7 protein-coding genes and 2 pseudogenes are annotated in these 12,366 nt (G+C 31.7%); 7 read left to right on the forward strand and 2 right to left on the reverse strand.

The annotated features are described in order from the left end of the window. Positions 1-90: 90 nt before the first annotated feature. The 3 genes and pseudogenes from A9G38_RS11400 to A9G38_RS12995 form a co-directional block, all read left to right on the forward strand. Positions 91-804, forward strand: coding sequence for a helix-turn-helix domain-containing protein (locus tag A9G38_RS11400; RefSeq protein ID WP_080702357.1), 714 nt, complete (start codon positions 91-93; stop codon positions 802-804). 49 nt (positions 805-853) lie between these two features. Next, positions 854-1,366: pseudogene (locus A9G38_RS12990) on the forward strand (YdgH/BhsA/McbA-like domain containing protein); the annotation flags it as partial. Between the two features lie 45 nt (positions 1,367-1,411). Beyond that, positions 1,412-1,897, forward strand: a pseudogene (locus A9G38_RS12995) (YdgH/BhsA/McbA-like domain containing protein); the annotation flags it as partial. Between the two features lie 46 nt (positions 1,898-1,943). On the opposite strand, the gene hrpA reads toward A9G38_RS12995, so the two are convergent. Continuing rightward, entirely contained in the window at positions 1,944-5,783 is a 3,840-nt protein-coding gene (gene hrpA, locus A9G38_RS11410; protein WP_141671808.1) for an ATP-dependent RNA helicase HrpA, read from the reverse strand. A gap of 111 nt (positions 5,784-5,894) precedes the next feature. Between hrpA and A9G38_RS11415 the strand changes: the two genes are divergently transcribed. The 4 genes from A9G38_RS11415 (at position 5,895) to A9G38_RS11430 (ending at position 11,753) form a co-directional block, all read left to right on the forward strand. Then, positions 5,895-6,314 (forward strand): META domain-containing protein, encoded by a 420-nt coding sequence (locus A9G38_RS11415; protein ID WP_034913838.1) that lies wholly within the window; start codon positions 5,895-5,897, stop codon positions 6,312-6,314. Between the two features lie 322 nt (positions 6,315-6,636). Then, positions 6,637-8,049 (forward strand): pyruvate kinase PykF, encoded by a 1,413-nt coding sequence (gene pykF / locus A9G38_RS11420; protein WP_034913841.1) that lies wholly within the window; start codon positions 6,637-6,639, stop codon positions 8,047-8,049. 112 nt (positions 8,050-8,161) lie between these two features. Further along, the gene (gene ppk1, locus A9G38_RS11425; protein WP_034913843.1) at positions 8,162-10,219 is read left to right on the forward strand and encodes a polyphosphate kinase 1; all 2,058 of its coding nucleotides are present in this window, start codon (positions 8,162-8,164) and stop codon (positions 10,217-10,219) included. Between the two features lie 10 nt (positions 10,220-10,229). Continuing rightward, complete coding sequence (locus A9G38_RS11430; protein WP_202961576.1) at positions 10,230-11,753, forward strand: Ppx/GppA phosphatase family protein; 1,524 nt, start codon at positions 10,230-10,232, stop codon at positions 11,751-11,753. A 418-nt stretch (positions 11,754-12,171) separates the two neighbouring features. Here A9G38_RS11430 and A9G38_RS11870 read toward each other — a convergent pair. Next, on the reverse strand, positions 12,172-12,366 hold a 195-nt coding region (locus tag A9G38_RS11870; protein ID WP_141671338.1), incomplete at its 5' end, for a transposase.

Here is a 12,366-nt window from a genome sequence, read left to right on the forward strand (position 1 = left end):
ATAAATATTAATTAATGAGCAATTGTTGTTTTATTATAAAATATGCTACTCTAATAAATTAATAAATTTTAATTATTTCCTTTCGTTAATATGCAAAATATTTTTAAGACATTACGTTCAAAAAGTTATTCCGTTCCATGTGAATTATGTAGTATGGGATCTTTCTGCATTCCCATGTTGCTTAACAATAAATTAGACAGTATATTAGAACGAAAAATATCTTATGCTAAAAATGAAATCCTAGCAAAATCTAATACACCCTTTACTAAATTTTATATTATTCATTCGGGGGCATTAAAAACTTTTGTTACAACTTCTGATAATCATCAACGAGTTAATGGCTTTTATTTACCAGGAGATATTGTTGGCTTAGATTCAATTGCAACTCAAGTGTATAACAATAATATTCAAGCTCTTAGTAATACATTAGTTTGTGAGCTTTATTATGATGAGCTGATGTCGTTAGTTGATACCAAAAAAAATATTAGAGATCTTGTGTTTAATTTGTTAAGCTCTGATATTTATAATTACCAAAAATTAGTATTATGCTATTCTCAAAAAAAGGCTGATGAGCGAGTAGCAACTTTTATTTATTCACTTTATCAGCGCTATGAAAAGAAAGGTCATTCTTCATTGAATATTAAGCTCATGATGAGCCGAGCCGATATCGCTAACTATTTAGGTTTAACAATTGAAACAGTTAGCAGAAATTTATCAAAGTTGCAAGAACAAAATATTTTATTAGCTAGAGGAAAATATTTATTTATCAAAAATCTAAACGGTTTAATAGATTTAGGTAATTAGATTTATTTATGTTAAAATAATCAGAATAATTTTAGTAAGGTCTTAATATATGACAAGTTTAAAGAAAACGATCATTTTAGCAAGTTTGGCCATAACCTCTTTTTCTTCGTTTGCCTCTCAGCAATTAACGGAACAACAAGCTAAAGGTTTACAATCATTTAAGAGTATAACCATCCGAGGAGCTTTTTATACTGATAGTGATTATGTTATGGCAATGTCAAGAGCTGCTGATAAAGAAGGAGCTGCTTCCTTTTATATAACCACAACTAATATCAGCCCTTCGAATGATACTTTAAGAATTGTGTATGCGAAATTATATAAAGCCGATGCTCCTAAATCAGAAGAACAAGCTGAAAGCCTTCGCAAGTTTGAAGGTATTTATGAATATCCAAAATCTAAAGCCATACGTTTAGAGCCTTTCAACATTGTGCGTATTCGTGGTTATTTTCCCAGTGAATATGATATTAACCAAGCAATTGCTAGAGAAGCATCAGCAAAAGGTGCGTATGCTTATTATATTGATTCACGTAGTGAATTAGGTAGTAATATACAAGTTGCTGCTTATTTGTTTAAGAAAGATGCACCTGAACGTAAACTTCAACCTGAGGATGCAATTCCATATGACTCTGAAGCTGGTCAACAAGCTCTTGCACAAGGTGGTGATGCGGCTATGCAGGTAGAAAAACCTGGCTATTATTCTCCTTCAGCTTTTAATGAAAAATTTTATGCCGATAAATTTAATAATAAAGTAAAAGTCATTAATCAAGCCACACACAAAGCAACAACGTCTGGAACAACTAATGCTTCAGCATCTCAAGTTACGACGATAACAACTGAGCCACAACGCATTACACGTTACACTGTCACTCTTCCCGATGGACGGAAGATCCAAGAATTGAATGATGCAACTGCAGCAAAAATGGTTGCATTTGATACAATTAAATTCAGAGGTTACTATGTAACTGATCAGGAAATTTCATATCAAGCGGGTAAACGAGCTATTGATGCTGGGGCCAAGTATTATCATATTGCTAGAATTGCCCATGACTCAAATGGTCCAAATATAACTGTTTTTGTAGACCTGTATCGATAGTTTAATAGATGATCGGGCGCATAAGCGCCCTATTTTTTAGTAATGACTATAATTTTGATTTTAATACATTAATTTGTTGCTTAATGCGTTTTGCCGAAATTGGATATGACGTGCCAAGTTGCTGAGCAAATAAATTGACTCTTAATTCTTCAATCATCCAACGAATATCTGTCACTTTAGTGTCTGATTGTTGATTGTTTGGTAAACTATTAATCCAATTATCATACTGATTTTGAACATCTTCTATAATACTCATTGATTGTCTATCTCTTGCCATATTTTGAAATAATTTTTCAATTCTTTTCTCAATTGCCGATAAATATCGAGAGATATCATTCAATCTTTTATAACTTGATTGAGCAACAAATCCTTTATAAACTAACTTATTAAGTTGTTGTTTGATATCTGATAAGGCAAATGCTAAAGATAAATCAACGCGCCCTTTTACCTTTTTATTAATGCTAAAATGCAAAGTTAGTATTGATTCGACTTGCTTAGCAATATCAACAACTATTTCATTAATATGAGTTTTTGTATAATCAAGTAATTGCTGATAATCATCAGTTGAATGTATTGTTTTATTATTTGTTTCAATTAAATAATCAATACCACAAGCAATACAATCATCAATAAGCATTAAAACGTTACCAAATGAATTAAAATATAAACTTAATTTCGATTTATTGGGTAATTTTTCATGTAAATACTTGATTGGAGAGGGAATATTAAGCATTAATAAGCGTCTTAAACCTAATTTAGTTAATCTTCGTTGCTCTGATTGATTATCAACTAACTTTATACTTACGGAATTTTGATTATCAATAATTGCTGGATAAGCCTTAATAGTATAGTTTTTTTGTTTTTCTTCATAAACATCAGGAAGTTTTCCAAATGTCCAATCTGTCAAATTATTTTGCTCAATTGAGTTATCTTTTTTATTAATAGTAATAGATGATAAAGCTTGTTGAAGTTGAGTTTTGAGTTGCTGTTTTAGCATATCAAGATCTTTACTTGAAGCAATTTCGTTATTATTACTATCAATAATACTAAAATTCATTTTTAAATGTTCAGGGACTTGTTCTAATTGCCAATTTTCTGATGTAATTTTCACACCAGTCATTTTATGAAATTCATTTTCTAAGCATTCAAGAAGCGGTTTTTCTATTGTATCTACCCTATCTAAAAATGCATCTGCATAATTTGGTGCAGGGACAAGGTTTCGTCGTAAAGATTTAGGCAATGATTTGATCAATGTAATTATTAAATCTTTTCTAAAACCTGGCACTTGCCAATCGAATCCCTTGTTTTTAATTTGGTTTAAGATATCAAGTGGAATTTTTATAGTAACACCGTCACGGTTATGACCAATATCAAAGTGATAACTAAGTGCTAGCTTAAAATGATCTTGATACCAGAAATCAGGAAAATCATTTAAGTTAATTAATTGTGCTGATTGCCTGATCAGCATCTCTTTTTGTACATTAAGATAATCAGGATCAGATTTTTGTTTCTGCATCCACCATTTATCAAAATGTCTAGATGAAATAACGGATTTATCTATACGTTTATCATAGAAATCAAATAATTCATCATCATCAATTAAAATATCCTGACGACGTGATTTATGTTCTAAATCTTCAACTTCATTAATCAACTTTTGATTTTGCTTGTAAAATTTATGATTTGTGAACCAATCACCTTCAACTAATGCATGTCGAATAAACAGAGTGCGACTTAAAATAGGATCAATTTTACTGTAATTTACTATTCTATTAGTAACAATTGGTAACCCAAATAAAATTACTTTTTCGTTTGCTATTGTTGTGCCCTGCTTTTTAGACCACCTAGGTTCGTTATAGTTATATTTCACTAAATGTTTAGCTATAGGTTCAATCCATTCAGCTTCAATTTTTGCTGCTGTTCTTCCCCATAATCTATTTGTTTCAACAAGTTCACTAGCAATACACCATTTGGGTTGGTTTTTGAAAAGTGCTGAATTAGGAAAAATTGCAAATTTTATATTACGTGCACCTATATACTCACGCTTTTCAAGCTCTTTTATTCCAATATGAGATAGTAAACCGCTTAGTAACGAAATATGTAATGAATTATAATCAGCTTCTTTACTATTAATCGGAAACGCTAATTGCTTAATTGTTTGTCTAATTTGCGTATAGACATCTTGCCATTCACGGATTCGAAGATAATTTAAAAACTCTTTTTGGCATAATCGTCTAAATTGATTCCCTGATAATAAGTTCTGTTGTTCTTTAATGTAGTTCCATAAATTAATTAAAGAAATAAAATCTGACTCCTTATCAACAAAACGACGATGTTTCTCATCCGAAGCTTGCTGTTTATCGAAAGGTCTTTCTCTTGGATCTTGAATCGATAAAGCAGCAGTAATTATCATTATTTCTTTAATGCACCCTAGGCGCCTTGCTTCAACCAACATCCTAGCTAATCTTGGATCAATTGGTAATTGTGCTAAAATTTTACCTATTTCAGTTAAATGATATCTATTCTGTATGGTATAAATTGCCCCAAGTTCTTCTAATAAGCGAAGTCCATCACGAATATATTTTGAATCAGGTTTTTCAACAAAAGGAAAAGCGGCAATATCGCCTAAGCCTAATGATGTCATTTGTAATATTACTGAAGCCAAATTGGTTCGCAATATTTCGGGTTCGGTAAATTTGGAGCGAGATAAAAAATCTTGTTCATCATATAAACGTATGCAGATACCATTAGATGTTCGTCCACAACGTCCTTTACGCTGATTGGCAGAGGCTTGTGATATTGGTTCAATAGGTAAACGTTGAACTTTAGTTCGGTAACTATAACGACTAATTCTGGCTAATCCCGAATCGATCACATATTTAATGCCTGGAACGGTTAATGATGTTTCTGCCACATTAGTAGCAAGGACAATTCGACGTTTAGTATGTGATTGAAAAATTCGATTTTGTTCTGATGCTGATAACCTTGCATATAATGGCAAAATATCCGTATGACGAAGTTCTAACTTATTAAGTGTATCGGCAAGATCTCGAATTTCTCGTTCTCCTGTTAAAAAGATTAATATATCCCCAAGACTTTCAGTTGATAATTCATCAATGGCATCTATAATCGGTTGAAAATCACAACTTTTATCATTATTATCATCTTCTTTCAGGATTGGGGGACGATATCTAACCTCGACAGGATAGGTACGACCCGATACTTCAATAATCGGAGCCTCATTGAAGTGTTTAGAAAAACGTTCCACATCAATAGTCGCTGATGTTATTATGACTTTTAAGTCTGGGCGTTTAGATAATAATTGCTTAAGATAGCCTAAAATAAAATCAATATTCAAACTGCGTTCATGAGCTTCGTCAATAATAATAGTATCATATTGTAGTAAGAGTTTATCTTTCTGAATTTCAGCAAGCAATATACCATCGGTCATTAATTTAATCAGGGTTGTGTCACTGACATGATCGGAAAATCTTACTTTAAAACCAACTAACTGCCCTATTTCTGTTTTTAGCTCTTCAGCGATACGATTAGCTACTGAACGTGCCGCTAATCGTCTTGGTTGAGTATGACCAATATAGCCTTTCACGCCTAAGCCTAATTCTAAACAGATTTTGGGAATTTGTGTTGTTTTTCCCGAGCCAGTTTCACCAGCAATTATAATCACTTGATTATTTTTAATAGCATCATAAATTTCTTGTTTTTTTTCAATTACAGGCAAATTTTGGGGAAAAACAATATTTTTCGGTAACGATTCTATTCTGCTTTGATAATGTAAATTAGCATCTTGTATGGCAGAATCTATATCAGCTATAGTTTGACTTTTCTTAGCTAATTTTATAATTTTATGCTTATTTAGGAAAGTCATTGAGTCAAGATTTTTTAATTGCTGTTGAGATAGCATAGCGTGTCAAATATTTTAATTAAAGTCTCATTAATGCCTAATTATAACAAACTTAACCTATTATTAGGAGTTCAAATGAAAAAAACGTCCTTGTTAACTGCTCTATTTACAGCTTCATTGGTTCTCTCTGGATGTGAGGGACCAAAAACTCTACAAGAAGTCGATCTTATGCATCATCGTTTTGTGCTCACTAAAGCAAACGGTCAAGATATTTCATTAGATGATCAAGCTGAAATTATATTTGGTGAAAACATGACAATTACAGGTAAAATGTGTAACCATTTTTCTGGTAAAGTTACTTTAGACAACGGTAGCATAAAAGGTAGTGGTATAGTGATGACTAAAATGCTTTGTAATGATGACCAATTAAATCAATTAGATTATGTAATTGAAAAATTAATTACTGATGGCACTAAGATTGAATTAAAAAACAATCAACTAACTTTGAAAAATGACACTAACACATTAGTTTATCAACTTAAAGACCTAATGTAATTTAAGCAATTAATTATTATAATTAAATATATTTTATAAACAATAAAGTATATTTAAGATAAAAACCTTTATTTAAAATACTGTTAAGAATATAATAAGAATAATTTTAAAGGATTTAACTTATTGATGAAATTATTATATTCTTCAAAGATTTTATGTGATTTTGGTAGCCATATTGAGCTACAAATACCTTTTTTAACCAATAAAACTACCAATGCTTTGCCATTGGTTTTTTTTTTGCAAAAAGTTGGTTTATCGAATTTTTTAAATTGAATTAAAACATTAACCTTAACATTGAATATATTACTAAGTAGATACTATTATGAAAAAGACAAAAATTGTTTGTACGATCGGACCAAAATCTGAATCAAAAGAAATGTTAGCAAAATTATTAAATGCAGGCATGAATGTTATGCGTTTAAATTTTTCGCATGGTGATTACGAAGAACATGGTAACCGTATCAAAAATTTACGTGAAGTAATGCAAGAAACCGGTTTAAAAGCCGCTATTATGCTAGACACCAAAGGCCCAGAAATTCGCACTATCAAATTAGAAGGCGGTAATGATGTATCCCTAGTTGCTGGTCAAACATTCACGTTTACCACAGACAAAAATGTTATCGGAAACAAAGACCGTGTAGCTGTAACTTACAATGGTTTTGCGCATGACCTTAAACCAGGTAATCGTGTCCTAGTAGATGATGGCTTAATTGCTATGGACGTTAAAGAAATTAAAGGTAATGAGATTATTTGTACTGTTTTAAATAACGGTGAACTTGGTGAAAATAAAGGTATTAATTTACCTGGTGTTTCAATTAAATTGCCAGCACTAGCAGAAAAAGATAAAAATGACCTCATTTTTGGTTGTGAACAAGGTGTTGACTTTATTGCTGCATCATTTATTCGAAAACGTTCTGATGTAGAAGATATTCGTGCTCACTTAAAAGCTCATGGTGGTGAAAACATTAAAATTATATCTAAAATTGAGAACCAAGAAGGTTTAGATAATTTTGATGAAATTCTTGACGCTTCTGACGGCATTATGGTTGCGCGTGGTGATTTAGGGGTTGAGATCGCTGTTGAAGAAGTTATTTTCGCTCAAAAAATGATGATTAAGAAATGTAATAAAGCATCTAAACCAGTTATTACGGCAACACAAATGCTTGATTCAATGATAAAAAACCCTCGCCCTACTCGTGCGGAAGCTGGAGATGTAGCTAATGCAATTATTGATGGTACAGATGCAGTTATGCTTTCGGGTGAAAGTGCTAAAGGTAAATATCCGCTCGAAACTGTTAATGTTATGGCGACTATCTGTAACCGAACTGATAACACAATTCCAGCATCGTTAGAATTGACATCAAAAGAAGAAAAGTTGAGTATAACTTCAGCTGTTTGCTGTGGTGCTGTAGAAATTGCTGAGCGTTTAAATGCTCCATTAATTGTTGTAGCAACTCGTAGCGGTAAATCAGCTAGGGAAGTTCGTCATTATTTCCCTAGAGCTCGTATTTTAGCATTATCTTCAAGTCAAAAGACAGTTAATCAGTTAGCCGTGACAAAAGGTGTAGAGCCTATTTTAATTGATTCAATTAACTCAACTGACGATTTTTATCGTTTAGGTAAAGAGATGGCTGTGAAAGTATGCGGTTTACAACAAGGTGATATTATTGTGATGGTATCTGGTGCTTTAGTACCAAGTGGAACTACTAACACAACATCTGTTCACCGTATTTAAAACGGCATACTTATTATTTGTTCTGCAATAAAAAAGTTAGCTACATGCTAGCTTTTTTTTTTACATAAGATATCCTGTATAAAATACTATTAATAGAATTTGAAAGATTAAAATGATTGAAGAAAAAGTATATTTACCTAAGGAACTCAGTTGGTTATCTTTCAATCAGCGAGTTTTACAAGAAGCTGCTGATAAAAGTAATCCACTTATAGAGAGGATACATTTTTTAGGTATATACTCAAGTAATCTTGATGAATTTTATAAAGTACAGTTTGCCAACTTAAAAAAATATGTACTTATTGAACAAGAGCAAGCCAACTCATCTTCTAACTCTAAAAACTTATTACGTCAAGTAAACCAAAAAGTTATTCAACTAGAATTACAGTTTGACCAGCTTTATAATGAACTATTATTAGAAATGGCAAGAAATCAAATCTTTTTGATTAACGAAAGACAGCTTTCTTCTTATCAAGAAGGTTGGATAAAAAACTATTATAAACAAAACCTTAGACAATACATCACCCCTATTCTACTCGATAGTCATACCGAACTTATTCAATTTTTAAAAGATGATCATGCCTATTTGGCTGTAGAAATTATTTGTGAAGATAAAACCAATTATGCGTTACTTGAGTTACCGACGGATAATATTCCTCGTTTTGTTTTATTACCGTCAGAAGTTTCAACTAAAAATAAATCGATCATTTTTTTGGATAACATATTACGTTACTGTTTACCCGATATTTTTAAAGTGTTTTTTGATGCCAAAGAATTAAATGCCTATTCTATTAATATTAATAGAGATGCTGAATACGAATTAAACACAGAATTAGACAGTTTGCTTGAACTTATGTCACAAGGGTTAAAACAACGTTTGACTGCTCAGCCAGTTCGTTTTACTTATCAAAAAGATATGCCAAAAGCATTATTTGAGTTATTAATTAATAAATTGTTATTAACTGAACAAGATGCAATGCCAAGTGGGCGCTATCCTAATTTTAAAGATCTTGTGAAATTTCCAGACTTTGGACAAAAAAAGCTATTAAATAAAAAAATTCCTGGTTTAAGTTATAATCGATTTAAACAATTCCGAAATTCGTTTGATGCGATTAAAGATCGAGATGTGTTGCTTTATTATCCCTACTACTCTTTTGGACACGTATTAGAAATTATGCGCCAAGCTTCGTTTGATCCATCTGTTACACATATTCGTATGAATATTTACCGAGTTGCAAAAGATTCCCGCTTTATTCATGCGGCCATTAATGCTGCCAATAATGGTAAAAAGGTCACTGTAGTTGTTGAATTACAAGCAAGGTTTGATGAAGAGGCAAATATAAAATGGGCAAAACGATTAATTAGTAGTGGAATTAAAGTTATCTATTCACAACCAAAACTAAAGATCCACGCCAAATTATTTTTGATTGATCGTAAAGAAAATGGCGAAATTGTTCGCTATGCCCATATTGGTTCAGGTAATTTTAATGAAAGGACTGCAAGAATTTATACCGATTTTTCGTTATTAACTGCAGATCCTGTAATTACAGATGAAGTTAAAAATGTATTTAATTTCATTGAAAACCCATTTAAACCAGTTTCGTTCCATCATTTACTTGTGTCTCCACAAAATACCCGATTGAGATTCTATGAATTTATCCAACGAGAAATAAATAATGCCAAAACAGGTAAAGTAGCAGGTATCTATTTAAAGCTTAATGCAATAACCGACAAAGATATGATAGATCAATTATATCGTGCATCTTGCGCTGGTGTAAAAATCAGAATTGTAGTAAGAGGAACTTGTGTCTTGGTACCACAAATTCCTAATTTAAGCGAAAATATTACTGTCACAAGTATTGTTGATCAGTTTTTAGAACATGCTCGTGTGTATATTTTTGAAAATGAAGGAAAAAAAGATACTTATATTTCTTCTGCTGATTGGATGCCTCGTAACCTAGATAATCGTATTGAAGTGGGAGTAAAAATCTTCGATCCAATAATAAAATCAACTATCCATAATATTTTTAATATTCAATGCAATGATAATGTAAAGGCTCGTATTATTGATAAAGATGCAACTAATAATTATGTACAAAGAGGTAATAAGAAAAAAATTAGAGCACAATATGCCATTTATGATTATTTGAATCAGTTAGAAACGGTTGAATAAGGGATTTAAAGTGAATAAATTCAATGAATATGCGGTAGTTGATCTTGGTTCAAATAGTTTTCACATGGTTATTGCTCGTATTATAGATGGTGCTATACAGATCATTTATAAAAATAAAAAAAATATTCATCTTGCCACAGGGCTTAATGCTAATAACTATCTAAGTGAATCAAGCATTATGCGAGGCGTTGAATGCCTTACACTATTTTCCGAAAGATTAATTGGCTTTCCTCCCGAAAATGTTCGTGTTGTAGCAACTCATACATTGCGGGTTGCAAAAAATAGATATAAATTTTTAATGGCTGCGGCTAAATCATTTCCATTTCCTATAGAAATCATATCGGGACAAGAAGAAGCACGTCTTATTTATTTAGGTACTATGACATCAGAACCAACATCGTCAAATGATACTAAATTTGTAATAGATATCGGTGGAGGATCTACAGAAATTGCAATAGGTAGAGGAAATGATCTAAAACCGTTGATTGTTGCTAGTCGCCCTATGGGATGCATAACTTATGCTAAACAGTTTTTTCATGAAAATAAAATTAACGCTATTTCATTCGAACAAGCAAAGCTTGCCGCCGAACAACAAATTGAATGTCTGATCAATATTATGAAAAAACAAAATATTACTGTTGCATTTGGTACATCTGGCACCATCAAGTCTATTTATCGTATCTTATTAGATATTGGTGTTTGTGATGGAATTATTACCCAAAAAAGGCTCGATGATTTAATTAGTTATGTTTTAGAATTCAACTCTTTTCAAGATATTGACTACCCTTCACTTTCTAGTGAAAGAAAAAGTGTATTTGTCAGCGGGCTAGCTATATTTAGTGGGGTTTTTAACGCATTTGGGTTAAATACTTTACAATTTAGCCCATGCGCATTACGTGAAGGGGTGCTTTATGAGTTGGCTGGAGGTCTTAATTTCCGAGATATTAGACAAAATACCGCGCAAACTCTGTCTGAACATTACAATATAGACCAATGCCATGCTACGCAAGTTGTTAAAACTGCAAAATATTTATTTTCTCAATGGCAACAACAAGCACCGACATCTATTCCAGCAAGCCTTGAATCTATTTTATATTGGGCTGCTTTGTTACATGAGGTAGGATTAAAAATTAACTTTTCTTCAGTTCATAAACATTCAAGCTATATTTTACAAAATAGTAATTTACCTGGATTTAACGAAGAGCAGCAATTACTTTTGTCTACTCTTGTACGTTACCATAGAAAAACTATCAATATAGATACACTACCCTATTTTAGTTTGTTCGAATACAAACATATAATACCGCTAATGCAAATTCTAAGATTATCTATACTCATCAATAACCAACGAAATACAGAAATTAATTTACAAGCATTTCGTTTAAAATTATTAAAAAATAAACTAACTAAAGTGACTATAGAAATTAATCGGGAATTTGTTGAAAATAATAAATTGATATTATTTGATTTAGAACAAGAAAAAAAATATTGGAAAGAAATTGAGGATTGGAAACTATCGGTTGTAGTATGTTAATTGTAAAAGCCCTTGTAAATCAATTTATATGTAGAAAAAACGTTTAGTTTACACTTCATAGAAAACTACCCCCCTAAATTTCGTATATTTGTAAGTTTGTAACTATTGTGAATACCCCAATAGTACAAGATTCAAGTATAAAATATGGTGATACTGTGTGAGGTTGATAATAGCAGACACAACGACTTAATTACACAATGTGACAGCTAATGGCAATTGAGATTAATTTAGTGGTTTGTAGCTCTCTTGCCCATGTTTTTCGTTGCATTGTGGGCACTACAGCTTTTTTATGATTTCTTCTTGAGACTGCGATTTTAAACTTAACTCGGCAAGCATCTGTTACCGTAGAGAATTTTCTACTTGTTTGCTGTGCAATTTTAAGGTTAGGGGCTGTTGATCTTTGCTGTACATAAATTACTCAACAATACATTGGCAGCCACATTAACATAAATGCCAGTGATACCATACTGGCATAATTCCTTTCTAACTTATCGTATCTAGTTGATATTGAACGATATTGCTTGATTCTAGCAAAGGCATTCTCGACTAAATGACGATAGCGATAAAGGCACCTATCCATACTGCTTTTATCTATATCCTTACCATAATTACG

The sequence above is a fragment of the Gilliamella sp. Imp1-1 genome (genome assembly GCF_001690415.1).
Classification (GTDB): domain Bacteria; phylum Pseudomonadota; class Gammaproteobacteria; order Enterobacterales; family Orbaceae; genus Gilliamella; species Gilliamella bombi.

Excerpts from the sequence above, each read along its gene's own strand:
- A9G38_RS11400 (WP_080702357.1), top strand. The coding sequence starts at position 91 with ATGCAAAATATTTTTAAGACATTACGTTCAAAAAGTTATTCCGTTCCA.
- hrpA (WP_141671808.1), bottom strand. The coding sequence starts at position 5,783 with ATGACTTTCCTAAATAAGCATAAAATTATAAAATTAGCTAAGAAAAGT.
- A9G38_RS11415 (WP_034913838.1), top strand. The coding sequence starts at position 5,895 with ATGAAAAAAACGTCCTTGTTAACTGCTCTATTTACAGCTTCATTGGTT.
- pykF (WP_034913841.1), top strand. The coding sequence starts at position 6,637 with ATGAAAAAGACAAAAATTGTTTGTACGATCGGACCAAAATCTGAATCA.
- ppk1 (WP_034913843.1), top strand. The coding sequence starts at position 8,162 with ATGATTGAAGAAAAAGTATATTTACCTAAGGAACTCAGTTGGTTATCT.